At 69.8% G+C, this 22,875-nt stretch carries 26 protein-coding genes and 1 tRNA gene; 17 read left to right on the top strand and 10 right to left on the bottom strand.

Translation table 11 applies throughout. The features are described from left to right. Positions 1-6: 6 nt before the first annotated feature. The gene (locus P1K31_RS10860; RefSeq protein ID WP_276303350.1) at positions 7-657 is read right to left on the bottom strand and encodes an Sjogren's syndrome/scleroderma autoantigen 1 family protein; all 651 of its coding nucleotides are present in this window, start codon (positions 655-657) and stop codon (positions 7-9) included. A 198-nt stretch (positions 658-855) separates the two neighbouring features. On the opposite strand from P1K31_RS10860, the gene mdh reads away from it, so the two are divergent. Then, positions 856-1,770 carry a malate dehydrogenase gene (gene mdh, locus P1K31_RS10865; protein ID WP_276303351.1) on the top strand — a complete coding sequence of 305 codons (915 nt, stop codon included), beginning with the start codon at positions 856-858 and terminating at the stop codon, positions 1,768-1,770. A gap of 83 nt (positions 1,771-1,853) precedes the next feature. On the opposite strand, the gene P1K31_RS10870 is transcribed toward mdh, so the two are convergent. Further along, complete coding sequence (locus P1K31_RS10870) at positions 1,854-2,099, bottom strand: ferredoxin (protein WP_276303352.1); 246 nt, start codon at positions 2,097-2,099, stop codon at positions 1,854-1,856. A gap of 104 nt (positions 2,100-2,203) precedes the next feature. Between P1K31_RS10870 and P1K31_RS10875 the strand changes: the two genes are divergently transcribed. Next, positions 2,204-4,462, top strand: coding sequence for an ATP-dependent DNA helicase (locus P1K31_RS10875; protein ID WP_276303353.1), 2,259 nt, complete (start codon positions 2,204-2,206; stop codon positions 4,460-4,462). Further along, the gene (cgi121, locus tag P1K31_RS10880) at positions 4,462-4,971 is read left to right on the top strand and encodes a KEOPS complex subunit Cgi121 (protein WP_276303354.1); all 510 of its coding nucleotides are present in this window, start codon (positions 4,462-4,464) and stop codon (positions 4,969-4,971) included. The genes P1K31_RS10875 and cgi121 overlap by 1 nt, the downstream gene beginning before the upstream one ends. Positions 4,972-5,011: 40 nt before the next feature. Here the strand turns inward: cgi121 and P1K31_RS10885 are convergent, their stop codons facing one another. Then, positions 5,012-5,617 carry a MaoC family dehydratase gene (locus tag P1K31_RS10885; protein ID WP_276303355.1) on the bottom strand — a complete coding sequence of 202 codons (606 nt, stop codon included), beginning with the start codon at positions 5,615-5,617 and terminating at the stop codon, positions 5,012-5,014. Positions 5,618-5,824: 207 nt separating this feature from the next. On the opposite strand from P1K31_RS10885, the gene P1K31_RS10890 reads away from it, so the two are divergent. The 10 genes from P1K31_RS10890 to P1K31_RS10935 all read left to right on the top strand — a co-directional run bounded on the left by P1K31_RS10890 (position 5,825) and on the right by P1K31_RS10935 (position 11,655). Continuing rightward, positions 5,825-6,133, top strand: coding sequence for an AbrB/MazE/SpoVT family DNA-binding domain-containing protein (locus P1K31_RS10890; RefSeq protein WP_276303356.1), 309 nt, complete (start codon positions 5,825-5,827; stop codon positions 6,131-6,133). Next, positions 6,126-6,767: a hypothetical protein gene (locus P1K31_RS10895; protein WP_276303357.1), complete on the top strand. Its 642-nt coding sequence runs from the start codon at positions 6,126-6,128 to the stop codon at positions 6,765-6,767. The genes P1K31_RS10890 and P1K31_RS10895 overlap by 8 nt, the downstream gene beginning before the upstream one ends. 31 nt (positions 6,768-6,798) lie before the next feature. Further along, positions 6,799-7,350, top strand: coding sequence for a poly(R)-hydroxyalkanoic acid synthase subunit PhaE (locus P1K31_RS10900; protein ID WP_276303358.1), 552 nt, complete (start codon positions 6,799-6,801; stop codon positions 7,348-7,350). 9 nt (positions 7,351-7,359) lie between these two features. Next, positions 7,360-8,943 carry a class III poly(R)-hydroxyalkanoic acid synthase subunit PhaC gene (phaC, locus tag P1K31_RS10905; RefSeq protein ID WP_276303359.1) on the top strand — a complete coding sequence of 528 codons (1,584 nt, stop codon included), beginning with the start codon at positions 7,360-7,362 and terminating at the stop codon, positions 8,941-8,943. A gap of 181 nt (positions 8,944-9,124) precedes the next feature. Beyond that, positions 9,125-9,340 carry a GNAT family N-acetyltransferase gene (locus P1K31_RS10910; protein WP_276303360.1) on the top strand — a complete coding sequence of 72 codons (216 nt, stop codon included), beginning with the start codon at positions 9,125-9,127 and terminating at the stop codon, positions 9,338-9,340. 94 nt (positions 9,341-9,434) lie between these two features. Further along, on the top strand, positions 9,435-9,710 hold the full coding sequence (locus P1K31_RS10915; RefSeq protein WP_276303361.1) for an AbrB/MazE/SpoVT family DNA-binding domain-containing protein: 276 nt from the start codon (positions 9,435-9,437) through the stop codon (positions 9,708-9,710). Further along, positions 9,707-10,093: a PIN domain-containing protein gene (locus P1K31_RS10920; RefSeq protein ID WP_276303362.1), complete on the top strand. Its 387-nt coding sequence runs from the start codon at positions 9,707-9,709 to the stop codon at positions 10,091-10,093. Before P1K31_RS10915 ends, P1K31_RS10920 begins: the two co-directional genes overlap by 4 nt. Further along, entirely contained in the window at positions 10,090-10,338 is a 249-nt protein-coding gene (locus P1K31_RS10925) for a type II toxin-antitoxin system HicA family toxin (RefSeq protein WP_276303363.1), read from the top strand. The genes P1K31_RS10920 and P1K31_RS10925 overlap by 4 nt, the downstream gene beginning before the upstream one ends. A gap of 68 nt (positions 10,339-10,406) precedes the next feature. After that, complete coding sequence (locus P1K31_RS10930; RefSeq protein ID WP_276303364.1) at positions 10,407-11,147, top strand: beta-ketoacyl-ACP reductase; 741 nt, start codon at positions 10,407-10,409, stop codon at positions 11,145-11,147. Position 11,148: 1 nt separating this feature from the next. Further along, positions 11,149-11,655 carry an SLOG cluster 4 domain-containing protein gene (locus P1K31_RS10935; protein ID WP_276303365.1) on the top strand — a complete coding sequence of 169 codons (507 nt, stop codon included), beginning with the start codon at positions 11,149-11,151 and terminating at the stop codon, positions 11,653-11,655. Between the two features lie 2 nt (positions 11,656-11,657). On the opposite strand, the gene P1K31_RS10940 is transcribed toward P1K31_RS10935, so the two are convergent. From P1K31_RS10940 to P1K31_RS10950, 3 genes are read right to left on the bottom strand one after another with little or no spacing between them, the layout of a single operon-like run. Further along, a complete protein-coding gene (locus tag P1K31_RS10940; RefSeq protein ID WP_276303366.1) occupies positions 11,658-12,512 on the bottom strand; it encodes an NAD(P)/FAD-dependent oxidoreductase in 855 nt (284 codons plus the stop codon). A 2-nt stretch (positions 12,513-12,514) separates the two neighbouring features. After that, positions 12,515-13,693, bottom strand: a complete 1,179-nt coding sequence (locus P1K31_RS10945) for a FecCD family ABC transporter permease (RefSeq protein ID WP_276303367.1) — start codon at positions 13,691-13,693, stop codon at positions 12,515-12,517. A gap of 1 nt (position 13,694) precedes the next feature. After that, a complete protein-coding gene (locus P1K31_RS10950; RefSeq protein ID WP_276303368.1) occupies positions 13,695-14,882 on the bottom strand; it encodes an ABC transporter substrate-binding protein in 1,188 nt (395 codons plus the stop codon). A gap of 115 nt (positions 14,883-14,997) precedes the next feature. On the opposite strand from P1K31_RS10950, the gene P1K31_RS10955 reads away from it, so the two are divergent. Further along, positions 14,998-15,876: an SDR family oxidoreductase gene (locus P1K31_RS10955; RefSeq protein ID WP_276303369.1), complete on the top strand. Its 879-nt coding sequence runs from the start codon at positions 14,998-15,000 to the stop codon at positions 15,874-15,876. Positions 15,877-15,892: 16 nt separating this feature from the next. Here P1K31_RS10955 and P1K31_RS10960 read toward each other — a convergent pair whose 3' ends face one another. The 4 genes from P1K31_RS10960 to P1K31_RS10975 all read right to left on the bottom strand — a co-directional run bounded on the left by P1K31_RS10960 (position 15,893) and on the right by P1K31_RS10975 (position 19,319). Next, on the bottom strand, positions 15,893-16,948 hold the full coding sequence (locus P1K31_RS10960; RefSeq protein WP_276303370.1) for a flippase-like domain-containing protein: 1,056 nt from the start codon (positions 16,946-16,948) through the stop codon (positions 15,893-15,895). A gap of 41 nt (positions 16,949-16,989) precedes the next feature. Further along, positions 16,990-18,492 (bottom strand): glutamate-cysteine ligase family protein, encoded by a 1,503-nt coding sequence (locus P1K31_RS10965; RefSeq protein WP_276303371.1) that lies wholly within the window; start codon positions 18,490-18,492, stop codon positions 16,990-16,992. Between the two features lie 57 nt (positions 18,493-18,549). Beyond that, positions 18,550-19,080: a hypothetical protein gene (locus P1K31_RS10970; RefSeq protein ID WP_276303372.1), complete on the bottom strand. Its 531-nt coding sequence runs from the start codon at positions 19,078-19,080 to the stop codon at positions 18,550-18,552. Between the two features lie 166 nt (positions 19,081-19,246). Beyond that, positions 19,247-19,319, bottom strand: a tRNA-Gln gene (locus P1K31_RS10975). A 241-nt stretch (positions 19,320-19,560) separates the two neighbouring features. Between P1K31_RS10975 and P1K31_RS10980 the strand changes: the two genes are divergently transcribed. From P1K31_RS10980 to P1K31_RS10990, 3 genes are all read left to right on the top strand, one after another. Beyond that, on the top strand, positions 19,561-20,130 hold the full coding sequence (locus P1K31_RS10980; protein ID WP_276303373.1) for an IMP cyclohydrolase: 570 nt from the start codon (positions 19,561-19,563) through the stop codon (positions 20,128-20,130). 2 nt (positions 20,131-20,132) lie between these two features. Next, a complete protein-coding gene (locus P1K31_RS10985) occupies positions 20,133-20,852 on the top strand; it encodes a metallophosphoesterase family protein (protein WP_276305738.1) in 720 nt (239 codons plus the stop codon). Between the two features lie 123 nt (positions 20,853-20,975). After that, on the top strand, positions 20,976-22,796 hold the full coding sequence (locus P1K31_RS10990) for an alkaline phosphatase PhoX (RefSeq protein WP_276303374.1): 1,821 nt from the start codon (positions 20,976-20,978) through the stop codon (positions 22,794-22,796). Positions 22,797-22,875: the final 79 nt, after the last annotated feature.

The following is a 22,875-nucleotide window of genomic DNA, read 5'->3' on the forward strand; positions in this document are numbered from 1 at the left end:
TGTCGGTCAGCGCCGTTCCGCCCGCCGCACCGCCGCGAGCGCGTCCGCCGCGTCCCCGACCGCACCGAGGAACTCGCGTGCGCTCGCGAGATCGTCCGCCGCCTCGGCCTCCTCCGCGAAGCGCGTGACCGTCCGCGCGAGCGACTCGCGCGCCGCCGAGAGGTCGGCGTAGTGGCCGGACGAACTCCCGGAGGCAGGGGGCGTCTGCGGCGCCCGCGGGGACGCCGCGCCCTCGTTCGATCCCGAGGGGGGGTCTCGCGCCGAGCGGGCGGTCGCCGACGGCTCCGGCGACTCCGGCGGTTCGGGGGGGTCGGGCCGCTCGGGCGATCCCGGCCCGTCGAGCGGTTCGACCTCGACGCCGTCGGCGTCGACCGTCCCCTCGCTCGGGGGCGCCTCGACCGCTGTCGGGTCGCCGTCCGACTCCGCCGGCCGTTCTTCCGCCGCGCGCTGCTGGCCCTCGGCGGTGCAGGTGGGGCAGAACTCCTCGCCCTGCCAGCGGAAGATCGGGTCGCCGCAGGCGTCGCAGTGCCTGTTGGTCATCGTCGCGCCCTTGAGCAGGAGTTCGCTCATGCGCTCGGTCGAGGCGCGCTTGCGGTCGTCCTCGGCGAACTGCTCCCGAAGCTTCTCGCGCTCGGCCTCCTTGTCGAAGTCGCTCATGGGAGAGGACAGGAGGGCGGAACCGAAAAGCGTGATCCTCCGATGCCGCGTCGGCGAGCACGAGAGCGCGGGGGACGGCGTGCGGTCCCGACTCCACGGCCGTTTATTCGACGAACGTCGAATCGAATATCGGCGAAAGGCGCACTGAGACCGGTTTCCGACGCATTTAACGGCGGGCCGCGTGCAGATTTACGTGGTATGACGAAAGTTAGCGTGGTCGGCGCGGCAGGGACGGTCGGTGCCGCCGCCGGATACAACATCGCACTCCGGGACGTTGTGGACGAACTCGTCTTCGTGGACATCCCCGACAAGGAAGACGAGGCCGTCGGGCAGGCGGCCGACGTCAACCACGGGATCGCCTACGACGCGAACACGGTCGTTCGGCAGGGCACCTACGAGGACACCGCCGGGTCGGACGTGGTGGTCATCACGGCCGGCATTCCGCGCAAGCCGGGGCAGACCCGCATCGACCTCGCGGGCGACAACGCGCCCATCATGGAGGACATCGGGAGCTCGCTGGCGGAGCACAACGACGACTTCGTCTCGATCACCACCTCGAACCCGGTGGACCTGCTGAACCGCCACCTCTACGAGACGGGCGACCGGCCGCGCGAGCAGGTCATCGGCTTCGGCGGCCGGCTGGACTCGGCGCGCTTCCGCTACGTGCTCTCCCGGGAGTTCGACGAGCCCGTACGGAACGTCGAGGCGACGATCCTCGGCGAGCACGGCGACGCGCAGGTGCCGGTCTTCTCCAAGGTGCGCGTCAACGGGCGGGACTTCGACTTCGGCGACGACGAGCGCGAGCGCATCCTCTCGGACCTCCAGGAGTCCGCGATGAACGTCATCGAGCGCAAGGGCGCGACCGAGTGGGGCCCCGCGACGGGCGTCGGTCACATGGTCGAGGCCGTCCTGCGCGACACCGGCGAGGTGCTCCCCGGCTCGGTCGTCCTCGACGGCGAGTACGGCCACGACGACGTCGGCCTCGGCGTACCCGTGAAGCTCGGGAAGGACGGCGTCGAGGAGGTCGTCGAGTGGGACCTCTCGGAGACGGAGCGCGACCTGCTCGGGGAGGCGGCGGAGAAGCTCGCGGAGCAGTACTCGAAGATCGAGTAGCTCCCCGACCGCGGCTTTGAGAGCTACGGCGACGACGCGGCCCGTCGATCCACGCCCGACCGCGGAGCGGAAGCGGCGCGCGACTACGGGACGACCTGCTCGCCGTCGTCGTCGTAGACGGTGATGGCGTCCACGGGACAGACTCGCGCGGCGAACGTCGCGTCGAACTCCTCGCCCTCCGGCACCTCGCGGACGAAGACGCTCTCCTCGACCTCCTCGCTCCCCTCGAGGTCCGCCTTCCCCTCGCTCGTGTTCTTCTCGAACCTGTCCCACTCTGCGACGCACTGGAACATCCCGATGCAGGTGTCGCGGTCGAACTCGACTCTCATACGCGGTGGTAGATCCGTGGGCGAGAAAGGGGTGACGGTGCCGGTTCCACTTCCGGCGCGGCCTCTCCGACCTTTTAAATCGGGAGACGAACAAGGGGTCGATAATGAACGTCGCAGACGTCTCGGGGGTACCGGAGTGGGTACCGGGGCACCTCCGCGACGACGGCATCGAGGAACTCTACCCGCCGCAGGCCGAGGCGGTCGAGCGGGGCGTCACGGAGGGCGAGAGCCTCGTCGCCTCCATCCCGACGGCGAGCGGGAAGACGCTCATCGCCGAGCTGGCGATGCTCGCGAGCGTCGAGCGCGGCGGGCGGGCGCTGTACATCGTCCCGCTGCGGGCGCTGGCGAGCGAGAAGAAGCGCGAGTTCGACCAGTTCGAGGAGTACGGCCTCTCCGTCGGGGTCTCGACGGGCAACTACGAGTCCGACGGCGACTGGCTGGCGGCCTGCGACATTATCGTCGCCACCTCGGAGAAGGTGGACTCGCTCGTGCGCAACGGCGCGGGCTGGCTCGACGACCTCGCCTGCGTCGTGGCCGACGAGGTCCACCTCGTCGACGACGCCCACCGCGGGCCGACGCTCGAGGTCACCCTCGCGAAGCTCCGGCGGTTGAACCCGGACCTCCAGACGGTCGCGCTCTCGGCCACCATCGGCAACGCCGGAGAGATCGCCGAGTGGCTCGACGCCGGGCTCGTCGACTCCGACTGGCGGCCGATCGACCTCCGCACGGGCGTCCACTACGGGCAGGCGCTGCACTTCGACGACGGCGACACGCGCGAGCTGCCGGTGCGGAGTTCCGAGCGACCCACGGCCGCCATCGCCCGGGAGACGCTCGACGACGGCGGCTCGACGCTCGTGTTCGTCAACTCCCGGCGCAACGCCGAGGCCGCCGCGAAGCGGCTGGCGAGCGTCACGGTGGGGGCGCTCACTCCCGAGGAGGAGGAGCGCCTCGAGGCGGTGGCGGCGGAGATCAGGGAGGTGAGCGACACGGAGACGAGCGACGACCTCGCGCGGGCGGTCGAGCGGGGCGCGGCGTTCCACCACGCGGGGTGCGCCGGCGAGCACCGCTCGCTCGTCGAGAGCGCCTTCCGCGACCGGCTCATCAAGCTCGTCGCCGCCACCCCCACCCTCGCGGCGGGGGTGAACACCCCCTCCCGGCGCGTCGTCGTCCGCGACTGGCGGCGGTACGACGGGAGCGTCGGCGGGATGGCCCCGCTCTCGGTGCTCGAAGTCCACCAGATGTTCGGCCGGGCGGGGCGGCCGGGGCTCGATCCCTACGGCGAGGCGCTGCTGCTCGCGAACAGCCACGACGAACTCGACGAACTGTTCGAGCGCTACATCTGGGCAGACCCGGAGGCGGTGCGGTCGAAGCTCGCCGCCGAACCCGCCCTCCGGACGCACGTGCTCGCCACCGTCGCCTCCGGCTTCGCCGACTCGCGGGAAGCGCTGCTCTCGTTTCTCGACCGGACGCTCTACGCGACGCAGACGGCGGAGCAGGGTCGCCTGGAGCGCGTCGCGGACAACGTCATCGCCTACCTCGTCGCCAACGAGTTCCTCGAACGGGACGGCGACGCCCTGCGGGCGACGAGCCTCGGCCACACCGTCTCGCGGCTCTACCTGGATCCGATGAGCGCCGCCGAGATCATCGACGGGTTGCGCGGGGCCACGGACCCGACGGCCATGGGGCTGTACCACCTCGTCTGTCGAACGCCGGACATGTACGACCTCTACCTCCGCTCGGGGGACCGGGAGGAGTACACGATGCTCGCCTACGAGCGCGAGGCGGAGTTCCTCGGCGCGATGCCCTCGGAGTTCGAGGAGGGACGTTTCGAGGACTGGCTGTCGGCGCTCAAGACCGCCCGCATGCTGGAGGACTGGGCCAGCGAGGTGGACGAGGAGCGCATCGCCGAGCGGTACGGCGTCGGCCCCGGCGACGTTCGCGGGAAGGTGGACACCGCGGAGTGGCTGCTGGGGGCGGCAGAGCGCCTCGCCGGCGAACTGGACATGGGCACCGCGCCCGCCGTCCACGAGGCGCGCGTGCGCGTCCAGCACGGCGTGCGGGAGGAACTGATCGACCTGGCGCGGGTGCGCGGCGTGGGCCGCAAGCGCGCCCGCCGCCTCCACGACGCCGGCGTCGAGACGCGCGCCGACCTCCGCGAGGCGGACAAGTCGGTCGTGCTCGCGGCGCTCCGCGGGCGACGGCGGACCGCGGAGACGATCCTGGAGAACGCCGGGCGGGAGGACCCCTCGATGGACGGCGTCGTGGCCGACCCGGAGGCCGCGCCCGCCGCCTCCACGACGCCGGGGGGAACCGAGGGGGGCGAGCGGGCGGACGACGACCAGGCGAGCCTAGGTGACTTCTGATGCGGTTGGTCGAGGGGCTGGCAGCGGTCGAGGACGTGGACGCGTTCGTCACCGACCTCGCCGCCGTCGGCGACGAGCACGGCTGCGCCGTGCAGGCGTTCGACGCGCGGATGGTCGTCGGGGAGCGCCACCTCCGGCGCGCGGTGGAACTGGCGAACCGCGCGCACGAGCGCGGCGAGGCCGTCGCCCGCGACCGGGCGGTCGAGATACTGCTCTACGCGGCCGGTCGGCGGCAGATCGACCGGGCGCTCGCCATGGGGGTGCGCGAGGGCGAGGACCGACCGGTCGTCGTGGTCGTCGACGGCGAGGGGGGACGCGCCGGGGCGGCGGAGGCGGCGGCCGCCGCCGCAGTCGAGGGGTTCCTGGAGCCCGCGGAGACGCTCGGCGACTACGACGAAGAGCGCGTCCGCGAGTACTTCGACGTCACCGACGCGGAGCTAGCGGCGACCGACGCGGGCCTCGAGGCGCTCGTCTGCGAGCGCGTCGCGCTGCTGACCGTCGAGAAGTAGCGTCCGGGCCGGAGCGAGAGGCGGGGATCGGCTCCGGCGGCTAGTCGAGCGCCGGCGCGTCGTCGATGAGGACGACGGCCTCACCGTCGACGACGAGGTCGCCGTCGGCGTCGAGGACCCGCGTGACGAGGCGAAAGCGCTCGTCGTCGAAGTCCTCGGCGATCTCCACCTCGGCCGTGACGCGGTCGCCGATGCGGACGGGCTTGAGGAACTGCACGTCCTGCGAGAGGTAGATGACGTTGCCGGGGAGGCGTGCGAGCGCCGCGGAGATGAGCCCGGTGACGAGCATCCCGTGGACGATGCGACCGCCGAACCGCGTGTCGTCCGCGTAGTTCTCGTCGAGGTGAATGGGGTTGGTGTCGCCGCTGACCGCGGCGAACTGTTCGACGTCGCGCTCGGTGATCGTCTTGGCGAACTCGATACGATCACCGACGGAGAGGTCGCCGCGCGTGCGCGTCGATCGCTCGACGTCCCACTCTTCGAGGTCGCTCCCGGCAGTGATGCGCGCTTCCGAAGCGTTCCCGGGGTCGGACATCGGCACGCCGAACGCGGCGGCAGCGGCACGATTCGCCGCGAGTACGCTGTTAAAGAGATGCTCGGAGGTCCGAGACCACGTGTTGAAAAGCGAGTACGAGGTGGAGCTCATCGTGTCAGTGGTTATTCTCCTCATAGCGTATTAAAGTCGCGGCCTATTCGGTTCGCCGAATAGGCCGCAGCCCGCTATACACATTGGTCGAACTGCCACCGTCTACTGGCACGGCGAGTAGCGATCTACCATTGAGCACCATTTCACACCAATAGATGGTAAACAGGGTAAGACTTAAGCGTCCGAGGGTGCTTGTTGGTAATGACGATGCCAGACGAGAGCGAAGGACCCCCGTGGACGCCCGCGATGTTCGCGCGCGGATTTCAGGAGGCGAGCGAGCAGGCGTTCGACCGACAGCAGGATCTCTTCCGCCAGATGTTCGGCGTGGACGCGAAGGGGTTCCCTTCGCAGTTGGGAGCGATGAGTCAGATGGCGACGTTCAAGACGCGGGTCCAGAGCGGCGGCCGCATCAGCATCCCTGATGCGGAACGCGAGGCCCTCGACATCGAGGAGGGCGACATCGTGCAGACGGTCATCGTTCCGGTCAAGCGAAACAGAGGTAACACAGATGAGTGAATACACAACCCCCATCAGTACGGCTTTCGAACTTCAGCGGACGACGATCAAGCAGGGACAGCGCGCCTTCGAGCGCTCGCTCGAGTTCCAACGCAACGTGAACGAGTCGGTGCTCGACAACCTCGACAACCAGGAGGAGGCCCAGCGCAACAGCGTCGAGCTGTCGCGCAGCGCGATCCACACCTACCTGGACGCCGTCGAGACGGCCTTCCCGGGCTCCGGCAGCAACGTCAGCGAGATCCGCCGGGCGGTCGACAAGCAGTTCGGCGCGCTACTCGACGCCCACTCCGAGGCGTTCGCCACCACCGAGGGCGAGTTCGAGAAGAGCCTCGACAGTTACGACGAGTTCAGCGAGGAGTACCTCGACGCCCTGAACGAGCAACTCGACCTGCTGCTCGACGCCCACCAGGACATCGAGCGCCAGACCGTCGAGACCTTCGATCAGGCGATGAACCAGTTCGAGCGCCTCCAGCAGCAGATGGAGTCGCAGGCAGAGGAGGCCCAGGCGCAGTTCCAGGAGCAGGCCGAGCAGTTCCAGAGCCGGTTCGAGTCGCAGCTGGGGCAGTTCCAGGAGCAGGTCGAACAGATGCAGCAGCAGATCGAGCAGATGCAGCGCCGTGCGGACGGCGAGTAAGACGTTTTACACGAGAGGACGAGGTACGAGTATGAGCAACACCACGGACCCACAGGAGATGCAGGAGCGCTGGACACGGATGGCCGAACAGATGAACGAGGCGATGTCGAAGTCGGTCGAACAGAACCTCGAAGCGCAGGCCCGGTTCATGGAGACCTGGGCCGACGCGATCGAGGGCTCCATGCCCGACGACGACGCGATGGCAGAGAGTTTCGAGTCCTACAACCGCGCCTACGAGGTGTGGATGGACGCCGCGGACACGATGTACGAGCGCGTCCTCGACGCCGCCGAGGGCGAGGACGTCTCGTTCACCGAGTTCCGCGACATCTGGCTCCGCGGCGCCAACGAGGCGTTCAAGGAGGTCATGGGGACATCGGCGTTCGCCGCGGCCCAGGGGAACGTGGTCGAGGCGATGATGGAACTCCAGCAGGAGGCGGACGAGGTGAGCCAGGACACGCTCGCGCGCATGGGTCTGCCCACCCGCGGCGACGTGGACGAAGTCGGCGAACGCCTCGTCGAACTCGAGCGCCGACAGCAGCGCGTCGAAGACAAATTAGATACGGTCATCGAGCACCTGGAGTGAGTTGAGACCATGGCACAAGGAGACTCATACTACGATCCGTTCGCGCTGGCGCTGAACACCCAGCGGGAACTCCTCGAGACCGCCACCGGCGCGATAGAGCGGGCCGAGGTGGCCGACGAGCGACTCGACGACATGGAGTCCGTCGAGGTGGGCGAGACGCCGAGTGAGGTCGTCTACCGCGAGAACAAGCTCGAACTGCTACACTACGAGGCCCAGACCGAGGAGCAAAACGAGGTGCCGATCCTCATCATCTACGCGCTCATCAACAAGCCGTTCATCCTCGACCTCCAGCCCGACCGCTCGGTGGTCCGACGGTTGCTCGAGGCGGGCCACGACGTCTATCTCATCGACTGGAACGAGCCCTCGCGGCTCGATCAGTTCCTCACGCTCGACGACTACGTCAACCGGTACATCGAGAACTGCGTGGACGTGGTCCGCGAGCGCTCCGGGCAGGACGCGATCAACATCCTCGGCTACTGCATGGGCGGCACGCTATCGGCCATGTACGCCGCGCTCCACCCCGAGAAGGTGAACGCCCTCGGGCTGATGGCCGCGGGGCTGTGCTTCCAGGGAACCGGCGGCGTGCTGGAACTGTGGGGCGAGGACGAGTACTACGACCCGCGCGCCGTCACCGAGTCGTTCGGGAACATGCCCTCCGAGTTCCTCGAGGTGGGATTCGCGCTGATGGACCCCGTCGCCAACTACGTCTCGAAGTACGTCCGGCTCTACGACAACCTCGAGAACGACGAGTTCGTCGAGAACTTCGCGCGCATGGAGCGCTGGCTGAACGAGGGCATCGACGTCGCCGGCGAGGCGTACGTCCAGTTCCTGGAGGACATCTACCAGGACAACAAGCTCTACGAGAACGAACTGGAGTTGAACGGAAAGCGCGTCGACGTATCGAAGATCGACATGCCGGTCCTCCAGATCCTCGGCGAGTACGACCACCTCATCCCGCCGGAGTCGTCCGTGCCGTTCAACGAGGTCGTCGGTAGCGACGACGTGACGACCATCGACTACCCGACCGGTCACATCGGCCTCTCGGTGTCCGCCAGTTCCCACCGCGAGGTGTGGCCGAAGGTCGCCGAGTGGTACCACGACAAGTCGACGCCCGAGTCGCCGGAGGTCCTCGAGACCGCGGACGAGGTCGCGGAGCGCGAGGGCGTCGACGTTCGCGTCGATCCGACCGAGGGCGGCCGCGACGAGGTCGCCATCGAGATCGAGGACGAAGACGGCGTCCAGACGGAACGCGTCGAGCGCGACGAGCGAAGCGTCGAGGAGGCCGTCGGCGGGGCGAGCGGGGAGTCGGGTGGCGAACCGGTCGAGGAGACCGTGGAAACGCCCGACGCGGACGCCGCCATCGCCGAGGACGTCGAGGCGACGAGCGAGGAGTTCGTCGAGGTCGCGGGCGACGAGGCGGACGTCGAGTCGGTCGACGGCATCGGTCCCACCTACGCCGAGCGCCTGCGCGAGGCCGGCATCGAGACGGTCGCGGACCTCCGCGGGGCGGACGCGGAGACCGTCGCGGAGGTCGCCGAGGTCGGCGTCGCCCGCGCCGAGACCTGGCTCGAACAGGTCGAAGACGAGGAGTGAGGAGCCGAACGCGGCGGCGCTGGAATACGCCGCACCGTAAATTTTCGGACGCGCGCCGGCGAACGTAGCGACGCCTCCCGAGCGTGAGATGCGGCGTCGAACGGCGGTACACTCGGGCACCTTGGCGGTTCATCTCACACCATCGAAGGGGAATTGTTCGCGGGGGTCGACGGGGCGGTAGATGACCCGCGTACGGGATCTCACACTCGACGACGATCTGGTGGCGGCGGCGCGGGTGTTGACCGACTACGCGTACTACGCCACTGTTTGCGACGTCGTCGCCGCCGACCGACGCGGCGAGGGGATCGGCGAGACCCTCATGCGGGCGGTCGTCGACCATCCCGATCTTCGGAGCGTGGTCGGCCTGTCGCTATCTTGTCGGCGCGGACCCGGGTAGTCACCTGAGCGAGTACCCGGCCAGTGGGCGGACTTGGGACGTTCGACCCGTCTTTGGGATAACTTCTTTGTTCTTGCCACGCCTACGCCCGCGTGTGTCCGTCGAAACTGACTCGCACGGCCGCCTCTACCTGTCCTCCAAACTGAGGCGGAAGTACGGCGAGAAGTTCCACGTCGTCGAATACGAGGACCGGATCGAACTCATACCGATCGACGAGGACCCGCTCCGGGCTGTCCGCGACGAGATCGGGGACGCGCTGGAGGGGACGTCGAGAGAGGAATTGCGGGAGGAAGCGCTCCGGCGCGCGAAACAGGAGGTCGAGGACGACATCGAACGGGCAAAGCGCGAGGCGGAGGATACCGCCGAATGACGGTGTTCGTCGAGACCGACTTTCTCCTCGCTATCGCCAAGGGCGACGACTGGCTTCAGGAGCGCGCCGAAGACGTCCTCGATGAGCGGGAGGTCGTCACCTCGCCGTTCGCGTACCTGGAGATGCTCCTCGTCCTGGAGCGCTACCAGTTCGACTACGTCCGCCTGTTCGCTAATCTCCTCGACGTCGTCCCGCTCGGCGACGAGAACGAGCAGCAGGTCGTCCTGAAGGCGGTCGCGTACTTCGAAGACGGCATGACGCCGTTCGACTCCTTCCACGCGGCCACCGCCGAAACGCGCGATCTCCCCGTCCTCTCGTCGGACAAAGCGTACGAGGATGTCGATCCCGAGCGCCTACCGCTGGAACCGACCACAGACGAGTGACGACTTCTCCAAACGAGATCGAGGTCGAACTCGTCGAGGAAGTTCCGAACGCGTCTCCGCGTCGGTACTGGGTCGCAGACAGCAACGTCGTCCTCAGGTGTACGCGTCCGAAGACGGGCGAGAAGCGTACCGTGACGGTCCCGATGCACGACCGGATTCGCATTGGCACGCTAAAGAGCATCGCCGAACGGGCGGGTGCGGAGGACTTCGAGGCGTTCTGCCGGTGGATCGACCGTAATCGGTGAAAGTCAGTATCGCGAGGCGCTAACTCCCCCGGCGCACCTTTTTCTCTCCCCGAGTGAATCGTGTTACCATGCTCTCAGGGCAGACCTGCGTGGTGACGGGCGCATCGCGCGGCATCGGACGGGGTATCGCGCGCGAACTCGGCGAACAGGGCGCTGACGTCGTCGTCAACTACCGCTCCTCGGAGGCCGAGGCGCGGGCGGTGGTCGAGGAGATCGAGGACGCGGGCGGGAGCGCGATCGCCGCGCGGGCCGACGTGGCCGACCTGGACGCCGTGACCGCCATGTGCGAGGAGGTCCGCGACGCGTTCGGTCCCGTCGACGTGCTCGTGAACAACGCGGGCATCACGGTAGACCGGACGTTCGGGAACATGACGCGGGAGGACTGGGACCGCGTGATCGACGTGAACCTCGGCGGGATGTTCAACTGCACGCACTGCCTGTTCGACGACCTGCTCGAGGCCGAACACGGTCGACTGATCAACATCTCGAGCGTCGTCGGCCAGCAGGGGAACTACGGCCAGGCCAACTACGCCACCACGAAGTCGGGGATGTTCGGGTTCACGCGGACGATCGCGCTGGAGATGGCCCGCTCGGGGTCGACCGCCAACTGCGTCGCACCCGGGTTCGTCCAGACCGACATGCTGGAGCAGGTCCCCGAGCGCGTCCGGGAGAAGATCGTCGAGCGCATCCCCCTCCGGCGGTTCGCGGAGGTGGACGACGTCTGCGGGATCGTGCGGTTCCTGGCGGGCGAGGAGTCGAGCTACATGACCGGACAGATCCTCGCCGTCAACGGCGGCATGGAGTGGTAGGGTGCGCATCAGCGTTATCGGCGGCGGGCGGATCGACGAGGCGACCTACGGGACGGCCCGCGAGGTCGGCCACCTGCTCGGCGAGCGCGGTCACACGGTCGTCTGCGGCGGGCTGGGCGGCGTGATGGAGGCCGCGTGTCGGGGCGTCCGCGACGCGCGGCGGGAGGGAGCACCGCGGGACGAGCGAACGGGGGGCGCGCGAACGTCGACGGACGGCGAGACCGTCGGCATCCTCCCCGGGACTGACCCGCGCGCGGCGAACGAGTACGTCGACACCGCCGTCGCCACCGGGATGGGCAACGCGAGGAACGTCCTCGTGGTGCTGAACGGCGACGCGGTCGTCGCCGTCGACGGGGCGGCGGGGACGCTCTCCGAGCTGGGTCACGCCCTCGACTTCGGCCGGCCGGTGGCGGGTATCGGCGCGCAGGACCTCGCCGGGTTCCGCGGGTTCGAGGCGGTCGAGACGCCCGCCGAGGCCGTCGAGTCGGTGGAGCGCCGCGTGGGCTAGCCCTACGCGTCGTCGCGAGCGTCGCGCAGGAACGACCGGAGGACCGCGTGCCCGCGGCGGGTTCGACGGTCGCGTTCGTCCTCGTCGACGGCCATGTCGAGGCGACGGCGCTTCTCGGCCGCGAGCAGGTCCCGCACCTCGGGATCGCCGAGCGACCGCTCGGGCGGCGGGTTCGCGTCGAACCACTCGTCCATCGCCCCGTGCCAGTCGGGACCGCCGTAGCGCCCATCCGGGACGACCCAGTCGTGGTACGCGGAGACCGGCCGCCAGTAACCCGCTTCGAGGCGGCGGTCCTCGAGGAGGGCGAGCGCCGCCATCGCCCCGTGTCCGGCGGCGACGATGGCCTGACTCGGCACGCCCGCGAGCGGCCCGGCGAGGTAGAGACCCGCGACGGGCGTCCGCCCGCGCTCGTCCGCGTCGCGGACGAACTCGCCGTCGGGAAAGAGCGCCCCGTCGTCGATACCGCGGAGGTAGCTCGCGTCGTAGGTCGAGGCGGCGACCACGTGCTCGGCCGACGCGACGCGCCCGGCGTCCGTCTCGACGCGGAATCCCCCGTCCGCGCGCGCGACCGACTCGACGGTCTCCTCGACGACGGTCGCCCCGGCCTCTCGCAGGTGCGCGCGCGCGAGGTCACAGAACGTCGGCACGTCGATGCCGGCGGGGAAGCCGAGGAAGTTCTCCAGGTACGCGCACTGACGGATCGAGGAGCTGCCGCGGTCGAAGACGCACGTCTCGAGGCCCGCGCGGGCGGCGAACACGCCCGCCGACGCGCCCGCCGGACCGCTCCCGACGACGACGACGTCCCACTCGCGGTCGGGAGGGCGGTCGTCGCGGCATCGATCTCGCTCGGCGGGCATCGTCACAGCTCACCGAGCTGGTCGCGCGTCCGCATGAGATAGAGGAAGTACGGCCCGCCGACGAGGCCGGTGACGATCCCGACCGGGATCTGGACCGGCGAGTTGAACGCCACCTCGAAGAAGAGGCGCGCGCCCACGTCGGCGGCGGTCAGGAGCGCCGGGCCGGCGAAGACGCAGCCGACGACCAGCCGCTTGTAGTCGCTCCCGACGATGGTGCGCACCACGTGGGGGACGATGAGGCCGACGAAGCTGACGATGCCGGCGACGGCGACCGCGGCGCTGGCGGCGAGGACGGCGACCGCGGCCAGCGCGAAGCGCGTCCGCTCGACGGACATGCCGAGCGCGGCCGCCGTGCGCTCGCCGAGCAGGAGGACGTTCAGCTGTCGGGCGCCGACGAGCGCGAGCGCCAGCGCGACGACCACCCACGGGAGCGCGGTGCGGAACTGCTCCCAGCCGACGCCGGTGAGCGACCCGGTCGTCCACGACAGGGCCTGCTGGACGACGCCGATGTCGCTCGCGAGGAAGAACAGCCCCGTCTGGAGCGAGTGGAAGACCGTGCTGACGATGACGCCCGCGAGCACGAGGCGGACGGGGTTGGTCCCGTTCTTCCACGCGATGACGTAGACGAGGAGGAACGCGAACGCCCCGCCGCCGGCGGCCACGAGCGGGAGCACCGCCTCCAGGGCGGTGAACAGGACGAGCGCCACGAGCGCCCCCAGTCCGGCCCCCGCGCTCACGCCGAGGATGTACGGGCTGGCGAGTTCGTTGCGCGTCACCGCCTGGAAGATGGCCCCCGACACGGCGAGGCTCGCGCCGACGAGCGCGCCGACGAGCACGCGGGGGAGCCGGAGCGTCCAGACGACGGTCGTGCCGACCGCGAGGCCGTCGAGCAGCGCGTCCACCTCGCCCCCGTACCCGGTCAGCAGGCGCATCACCCACTCCCCGAAGAAGAAGTAGAGCAGGCGACGCGGGTCGAGCAGGATCGCGGGATCGAACAGCGCCCGCCACGCCTCGGGGATGGACATCGAGTAGGTCCCGAAGCTGACCTGCACGAGCGCGCTCGCCAGCGTGACGCAGACGCTGGCGACGGCGAGCGCGACGAGCGAGCCGTCGAACCAGCCGAACCGGGCGGTGCGCGTTCCGCGGTCGACGGCGGTCTCCGTGGACGCGTCGCCCGCCATCTCAGAGCTCGCCGCGCACGATCGCGCTCACCTCGCCCCGATCGAACAGCTTCCCCGAGAAACTGTCGGGGTAGTACAGCTTCGCGAACCGTTCGGTGAGAAAGAGGTTCTGGATGGGCCCCTCGTAGATCGGGCCGCCGCGGAACACGCGGTCCTCCTGGACGGCGGTGAGCTTCCCGGCGACGCTGTGGTTCTTCATGAACGTCACGACGGTGTTCCGGAACTCCTCCTCGGTCTTCGTCTCGTGGCCGCGGACGAGGATCGAGTCCGGATCGACTTCGAGCATCGTCTCGTAGTCGATCGTGCCGCGGTCGCTCGTCGAGAGGCCGCTGACGCCCGTCCCCTCCAGTGCGTCCCCGATGCCGAGGTCGTGGAACTGCTTCTTGTTCGTCCCCTCGTCGCTCACGCGGTAGGGGGAGAACTCCTCGGGCTCGTCGTCGGCCGCGAACGTGAGCAGGGCGTTCGGACGCTCGTCCTCGGCGGGGAGCTTCGACCCCACGTCCTCGAGCATCGCGTCGTGAAGTTCCTCGAACGCCTCGTAGCGCTCGCCCTGCTGGAACACCTGGGCGACCTTCTCGAACGCCTCGTACATCGTGTAGTACTCGTAGTCGTGCCACTCGTCCGTGCGCCGGAAGATGGTGTTCCCGACGAACGGCGCGACCTGCTGACCGATGGCGTCCACGTCGCCCTGTTCGAGCCCGAACGCGCCGTTGTTCACGAGCCAGTTCGGGTCGATGAGGTGGACGTCCGCGCCGATCTCGTAGAAGACCTCGCGGTCGACCCCGTCGCTGTAGAGCGTCGTCAGGGAGCCCTTGTCGACGCTCACGCCCTCGAGTTCGTCGTAGTAGTCGGTGTGGTAGCGCGAGGGGAGCCCGACCGCCTTCAGGCCGTCGGCCTGCCCGAGGGCGACGGCCATGTCGGCGTACCCCGCCTCGTAGACCACGTAGCTCTCGGGGACGGCGTCGAACTCGACCTCCCCGACCGGTGCCATCGAGACGGTGTAGGGCGTCTTCGCCCCGCCCTCGGTGTCGTTCCCCCCGGTATCGTTCCCCCCGGTGTCGTTTCCGTCCGACCCGTTCTCGGACCCGCCGGGGGATTCGCCCGCGCACCCGGCCAGCGCGCTCGCCGCCAGCACGCCCGCGCCGCCCTTCAGAAACGTCCGTCGCGTTCGGTGAGAGTCGCCGTCCATGTGGTTTTGGCTCGCCTAAAGCATCAAAAAGACTCCGATTTTTAGGCGCTCCTAATTCGGGGGACGTTACCACGCCCGGGGGACGGCTTATCACCCTCGTCGGTTTAGGGCGATCATGGCCGACATGACCGCCGAGGAGGCCCTGGAGAGGTACGGTCCGAGCGAGATCGCGGCCGACGACCTGCTCGCGGTACCGGATCCGGCGTTCGCGGCGGAGAACGTGGCGCTGGTGACCGGGGCGGGAAACGGCATCGGGCGGGCGACGGCGCTCGCGCTCGCGCACAACGGGCTGACGGTCGTCGCGACCGACGTGGACGAGGAGGGGCTGGCCGAGGTCACAGAGAAGCGCGGGGCGCTCGACTCCCCCGGCCGGATCGTCACGGTGCCCGGCGACCTGACCGACGACGACGCGGTCGATCGGATCGTCGAGCGGGCAGCCGACGAGGGGAACCTCCGGTACCTCGCGAACGTCGCCGGCATCCAGCACATCGCCCCGCTCGCCGAGTTCCCGATGGAGCGCTACGACCTGATGCACCGCGTCATGCTCCGCGCGCCGCTGCTGCTCTCGAAGCGCTGCTTCCCCCACTTCCGGGAGAACCCCGACGGCGTCGGCGTCGTCGGCAACATGGCCTCGGTCCACGGCCACTACGTCACCAGGGACAAGGTGGCGTACAACGCGCTCAAGTTCGGCCTGCGCGGGCTGACCCAGTCCATCGCCGCCGAGGGCGACGGGGCGATTCGGGGGTTCTCGGTCTCGACGGGCTACGTGAAGACGGAACTCGTCGCGAAACAGCTCCCGGACACGGCGGACAGCCGCGGGATCACCGTCGAGGAGGCGATCGAGGACGTCCTGCTCGGCCAGGCGCGCGTCAAGGAACTGATGGAGCCGTACGAGGTAGCGAACCTGTTCGTGATGGGCTTCTCCGAGCACGCGCGCTTCCTCGACGGCGGCGACGTGCTCCACGACGGCGGGATGACGCTCACCTACGAGTGAGCGACCGGGGTCGGGGTCACGGACGGATCCCCCACCGCGTCACGCCCGCGAGCGCCACCAGTCCGGTCAGGGCGAGGTGTCCCCAGTAGGTGCACAGCCGGTAGGCGAGCACGACGGCCGCCGCCTCCGGCGTGGCGAGGCCGGCGAGCGCGACCAGCGCCGCCGCGAGCGCCACCTCGACGCCGCCGAGACCGCCGGGAAGGGGGACGGCGTTGGCGAGCCCCGAGGCGGGGACGAGAAACAGCGCGAGCGACAGCGGCACGGCGTAGCCGAGCGCGCTCGCGCCGACGGTCAGCGGGAGCGCGTAGCAGACCCAGCCGACCGCGGAGGCCAGGACGGCCAGCGCGACCGCCCGGCGGTCGCCGGCGACCGCCTCCAGGGTGTCGTAGTAGCGTTCGACCGCCGACTCGACGCGCTCGGGGGCAAGGGCGTCGTAGGTACGGGGCGAGACGCGGCCGACGGACCCGCGCAGGAGGGACGCGAGACCCGCGAGCGCCCAGGTGACCGTCCCCCGGCGGTACCAGGCGGCGGCCAGCAGGGCGGCCAGGGCGGCCGCCGCGACGACCGCGCCGAGTTCCACCTCCCGGAGGGCCGCCGAGGCCGGCGCGGCGAGGAGGTAGGCGACGAGGCCGACGCCCGCGAGCAGCAGCGAGGCGAGCAGGCTCAGCAGTTCGGCGGCGCTCGTCGCGGCGAACGCGCGGTCGAACCCCGTCTCGGCCTCGTCGCCGAGCGCGTGGGCCATGAGCGCCGGCCCGGCGGCGTGGCCCGCGGGGAGCGCGAGGCGCTCGAACACCGCGAGCGAGTAGGCCCCGGAGAACCGCCCGAGGGGGGTGCGGCCGCCGGCCGAACGCAGCAGGCGGCGTTGCGCGTCGCCCCACGCGACGACGGCGAGCAGCGCGATCCCCAGCGCGAGGAGGAACGTCGCCGGGTCGAGGCGGGCGAGTTCGGCGGCGACCTCCTCGGGACCCATCGCGGCCACGAGGAGGGCGAGCGCGACCAGCGCGAGCGCGAAGGGGGCGAGCGTCCGACCGAGCGAGCGACCGGCGACCGGCCGCCTGGAAACCTGTTGCATCGTTGAAGTAACGGCGTCGGTGGAGAAAAGGCGTGCGGCGCTCAGAGCCAGTCGAGGAACGACCCCTCGATGAGCGTCTCCCTCTGGTTGGCGATGTACTCGGCCTGCATACCCCAGACGGCCTCGGCGAAGGGTGTCCCCGCCTCGACGGCGGCGCTCACGTGGTCGTGCTTCCAGCGCGCGGGCGTCGTCCGCCGCTCGACGCGCTCGGCCAGCGGCCCGACGTACCGCTCGACCTCGGCCTCGTCGAGGCCGCGGAGCGCGAGGCCGTCGCGGGCGTGTTCGAACAGGTCGTCGTAGATGACGGCCGCGTCGGTCGTCTCGTCGCCCCCGCCGGTGATCCAGGTGAACTCGGCGTCGAGGCCGGCGGCGGCGGCGGCGTAGAAGTTCTCCTCCGCGGTCGCCCAGGGGAGCGACGCGACGGGGTGCTCGCGCTTGGGGAGGCTCTCCAGCAGGCCCGCGTAGACGGCCAGGAGGGACATGGCGTCGTGGACGGTCGGCTGGCCGGGCAGCGGACGGAACTCGATGCGGGCGTTGGCCGCAGAGCGGGTCGCGCCGTCGAAGACGGGGCGGACCCACCGCCAGTAGGAGCCGTGCTTGTGCCGGAAGTGGGCGAAGCGGTCGTCGTAGCGGCCCGTGGGGTCCTGCATCATCGGGATGACGGTCGTGTCCGCGGCGACGTCGTCGATGGCCTCCTCGACGGTGTCCACGTCCGGCGGCAGGCGGACCTTGTTCCCCTTCTCGGTGTTGAAGACCGACTCGAAGACGGGGATCCGGTTCTCCATCCAGCACTCCGCGAGGACCGTCTCGGGGTCCTCGTCGTAGAGGTCCGGCGGGAGGAAGGGCGAGTTGACGCCGACGGCGAGCAGCGGTCCGGCGATGCGGATCGCGTAGCGGAGGTACTCGGGGAGGTCGGGGGCGTGTGACACCTGGTAGTGGGGCTGGATGGAGGTGATGAGGCTCTCGGGCATCACCGTCTTCGCGTCGAGCGCGACGTGGGGCACGTCGAGGCTCATCTCGATGCGCGCCTCGACGTTCGCCATCGCGTGGTAGCGCACCGCGTCGCTCATGTTCGTCGCGATGCGGACGCCGTCGTCCTCGACGCTGTCGGCGAGGTACGAGGTGGCCGTCTCGCCGACCGGCGGGACCGTCCAGATGCCGTCGCTGACCAGACGGATGTCGTGGGTCCGCGTCTCGCGGAGCGCGGCGTCGAGGCGCGCCTGCACCTCGGCGGCCTGGGCGCGCAGGCCGTACGCCGAGAAGGGCTGGGGGGTGGTCTGCATCTCGGCGTTGTGCAGGCCGAGTTCCTTCTCGAAGCCGATGTACTCGAGCAGGGGGCGGGGGACGCGCTTGAGCGCGTCCGTCTCCGTGTCGACCCCGTAGAACTCGTATTCGAGGCCGACGATACCCTGGGGGTTGTCGAACGTTCCCTCCCTGACGGCCGCTTTCAACACGTCGACCTCCTCGTCGACGCGCGCTCCGAACTCCTCGGGGTCGACAGAGAGCGCGTCCGCAACCCGGGAAGCGAGGTCAGCCCCTGACATACCTCCCCCCACGCCGCGAGGGGGTTTTAACGTCGGGGTTCTCGGGGGGCGCGGCGGTCAGAGGGGCTCCCGCGGCTGGCGCGTCCCCGCGAACAGGAGGAACGCGCCGACGGCGAGCACTGCGACTCCCGCGACGACCAGGATCCGCGCGCTCGGCGGGAGTTCGCCGGAGGCGACGTACGCCTGCGTGTTCGTCCCGGCGAGCCCGCCGTAGAGCACGACGGCACCGCCGACGACGGCGAGCATGAGGCCGGCGATCGGCACCGCCGCGCGACCGGCCGCGAGGGCGCGGGCGCGCAACCCGACCGTCTCCTCCGGCGGGTCGAGGACGACGGCCACCCGTTCGAGCGTCGGGTTGCCGCAGCGACTGCACGGCGGCGAGTTCCGCGGGTGGTGCATCGCGCAGTGCGGACAGCGCCACTCGACGACGTCGGGAACTGGCGGCGGATTGCCGACGCGGCGGACGCGAACGTCGTCGCTCGGGTTCGTCACCGACTCGTCCGCCTCGGTCCCGCCCGGGGGCACGTCCCGCTCCGCCGCGCGGCGCACCCCGGACGGTTCCCCGTCCCGATCGCGCCCCGGGTCCATTCGAGGGGGTACACCGCCGAGGAGAATGAGCGAATCGGTACCGCACGCTCGATGCGCGAGGCGTGAGGCGTGAGGCGTGCTACGCGAACCCCTCTGTTTCGACTGGAAACCGTACGACTGCGCGCCGGCCGGGGCGCAGGTGAAACGACGGGAGAGGCGGAGGTAGTAGTTCCACCAGGATTCGAACCTGGGTCGTCGGCCCCAGAAGCCGACAGGATTGGCCGCTACCCCATGGAACTCAGACTGCAGTCTAAGGGTAACGGACCGGACTATTAAAGCTTCGTGATTCGGACCGAACCGCCCGCCGGCGGTCCGTCTCGGCGACGGCGGGGGCGAGGTTCGGGTGGCGGTCAGTCGGTAGGCGCGGCGGGTTTCGAGTGGCGGTCGGCGGCGAGGGGACGAGAGTGAGGAGGCGAGCGAGGACCGCGGCGCGGAGTGCCGAGTAGAAAGACGTACCTCGCCGCGGACGAGCCTCACGGTATGTACGTCGGCCGATTCGTCGTCGTCGGACCGGGTATCGGAGCCTACCGCGTCTCCTCGCGGTCGTTCCCCGATCGCCGGATCGTGGAGCGCGAGGGCGCGCTCACCGTCGCGCCCACGCCGGACGCCCCGGAGACGGACAACCCATACATCGCCTACAACTGCCTGCGGACGGTCGAGGGGGAGGCCGTCGTCGGCAACGGCTCGCACGTGGATCCGATCGCGGAGAAGCGCGCGACGGGCTACCCCGCGCGCGACGCGCTCGCGCTCTCCCTGCTCGCGCTCGACTTCGAGCGGGACGACTACGATACGCCGCGGATCGCGGGCGTCGTCGCCGAGGACGAGGCGCACGTCGCGACGGTGCGCCGCGACGCGCTCCTCGTCGAGCGCGTCGACGAACCGACGCTCGTCGCCACCTACGAGCGGAACGCGCCGGCGGCGTTCCCGCTCGACGCCGACACCGCCGACGAGGCCGCCCGCGCGGTATACGACGCCGACTTCGAGCACGCGGTGTGCGCGGCGGGCGTGACCGTCGGCGACGGGATCGACACCGCCGTCGTCAACGAGTGACGGTGCGCGTCGGCCTCCTCTCGGATATCCACGCGAACGCGGTCGCGCTGGAGGCGGTCCTCTCCGCCATGCCGCCCGTCGCGGCGCTGGTCTGCGCGGGGGACGTCGTGGGGTACGGTCCGCGCCCCGCCGCGTGCGTCGAGGCGCTCCGCGCGTGGACGCCCGACCGAGCGGCGGTCGAGGCGTCGAGCGAGGGGGCGGCCCGGGGGCCGCCGTGCGAGTCGCTCGTCCCCGTCCGGGGGAACCACGACCGGGTGCTCGCCGCCGGGGCGTCGTTCGACGGCGGGATGGCCGGCGCGGGGCTCGAACACGCTCGACGCGAACTGACCGCCGATCAGGTGGCGTGGCTGGCCGCCCTGCCGGAGACCCGCCGGGCGTTCGACGGGCAGATACGCGTCGCTCACGGCCACCCGTCCGACCCGGACCGCTACGTCTACCCGGACCTCTTCTCGGCGGACCTGCTCGACGGCGAGCGGGTGCTCGTGCTGGGTCACACCCACGTCCAGGGGGTCCGACGCTTCCCGGCCGGCAGCGTCGTCAACCCGGGGAGCGTCGGCCAGCCGCGCGACGGCGACCCCCGGGCCGCCTACGCCGTCCTCGACCTCGACCGGGAGCGCGTCGACCTCCGACGGGTCCCCTACGACGTCGAGGCCGTCGAGCGGGCCGTCCGCGACGCGGGCCTCCCCGACGGAATCGCCGGACGACTCCGGAACGGTCGGTGAGGGAGTCGCGTCTCGTGAGTGCTCGGGAGGGCTCTGAACGATCAGAGGGAACCCCATCGATACAGTCCCTAACGTATAAGAATTACGATATGTTCATGTGTTCGTTAGCTAAGCTACGCGTGCATGCCCGGAGAGATGAACCGACGCGGCACGCTGAAGCTGCTAGCGACGCTGGCAGCGGCAGGTGCGGTCGGGACTGGCGCGGCGGCGGCAGGCGACGACAAGGAACAGGGACGCGGCATCGAGCAGGACGGTGCGACCCTCAACCGCTTCGCGACGACGGTCAACGGCGCGGAGATCACGGGGATGTTCGTCACGGAGGAGGGCGACTTCTTCTTCAACGTTCAGCACCCCGACCAGGACAACATGTTCGCGCAGTTCGACCACGGGTCGGTCGGCGCGGTCTGGGGGCTCGACTTCAACCGACTACCGAAGGACTTCGAGAGCGTTCAGCTCCCGCGGAGCGAGCCCCAGAAGGAGCGCGTCTGGACGGCGTACGGGCGCTACCAGGTGCTCGCGGAGGGGCGCGACCTGACCGACGACGGCGAACCGCTGGGCGTCGCGCTCAGCCCCGACGGCGAGGAGCTGACCGACGCGACGAACCCCGACTTCAACGGCGTCGTCCCGGACGGCGAGGGCGGCTACTACGTCTTCACGAACTGGGAGAACCGCCCCGGGATGGTCAGCCGGATGCGCATCGAACCGACGGGGAAGAACGGACCCTGGAAGCCCACCGAGTCGATGAACGTCGACTTCCGGGACGTGGAGGGGACGTGGGTCAACTGCTTCGGCACCGTCTCCCCGTGGGGGACGCCCCTCACCTCGGAGGAGAACTACGAGCACACGAGCACGCCCGACTGGAACAACCCCGAGTGGGACGGCGTGGGGAGCGTCGAGAACCTCGCGGAGTACCTCGGCGCGAATGGCGACTACGAGTCGGTCTATCCCAACCCCTATCGCTACGGCTACATCGTGGAGATCACCGAACCGGGAAGCGACGAGCCGACGCCGGTCAAGCACTTCACGCTCGGCCGGAGCGCCCACGAGAACTCGGTCGTCATGCCCGACGAGCGGACCGTCTACACCTCCTCCGACGGGACGGGCAAGGGCTTCTACAAGTTCGTCGCGGACGAGGCGGGCGACCTCTCGGCGGGCACCCTCTACGTCGCGCGCGCGACCCAGGACGACGGCCGCGACTTCAACACCGTCGGCTTCGACCTGGAGTGGGTCGAACTCGGCCACGCTACGAACGACGAGATCGAGTCGTGGATCGCGGAGTACGACGACGTCACGCAGGCCGACTACGCCGAGGGCGAGACGAGTTACATCACGGACGCCGAGGTCGAGGCGTGGGCGAACAGCGAGGCCGACGACGACCGCGTCGCGTTCCTCGAGACGCGCAAGGCGGGACTCGCCAGAGGTGCGACCATGGAGTTCCGCAAGATGGAGGGCGTGAACATCAGGCGCGACGCCGAACCCGGCGACTACATGTACATGGCCATGTCCGCGGTCACCGAGACCATGTCGGACGGGGAGGGCGACATCCAGCTCCGGGGCAACGAGTACGGCGCGGTCTACCGGATGAAGCTGGGCGCGGACTACGACGTCTCGCGGATGGAGCCCATCGTGACCGGCGGCCCGGACGCCAACATCTGCGGCGGCTGTCCGTACGACGCGAACCCCAAGTCCAACAGCAAGGCCTGCAAGTCCTGCCCGTACAACCCCGCGACGGAGGACGACGAGGGCGACAGCGGGCTCATCAACGGGACGATGAGCATGGCGAAGGCGCTCGCGATGACCGGGATGACCGAACTCGACGCGGACAACACCATCGCCAACCCGGACAACATCGTCGTCATGGACGACGGGCGCGTGGTCATCGGGGAGGACACGGGCCTCCACGAGAACAACATGATCTGGGTCTTCGACGCCGGCGAGGCGTAACCCGCGGATCTCCGCCGATCCTCGTTTTTTCGTGAACGTTGCGATACTCCCGCATAGTGATAGCTCGGTAGCGGTACGT

It is taken from the genome of Halomarina halobia, assembly GCF_029338575.1.
Classification (GTDB): domain Archaea; phylum Halobacteriota; class Halobacteria; order Halobacteriales; family Haloarculaceae; genus Halomarina; species Halomarina halobia.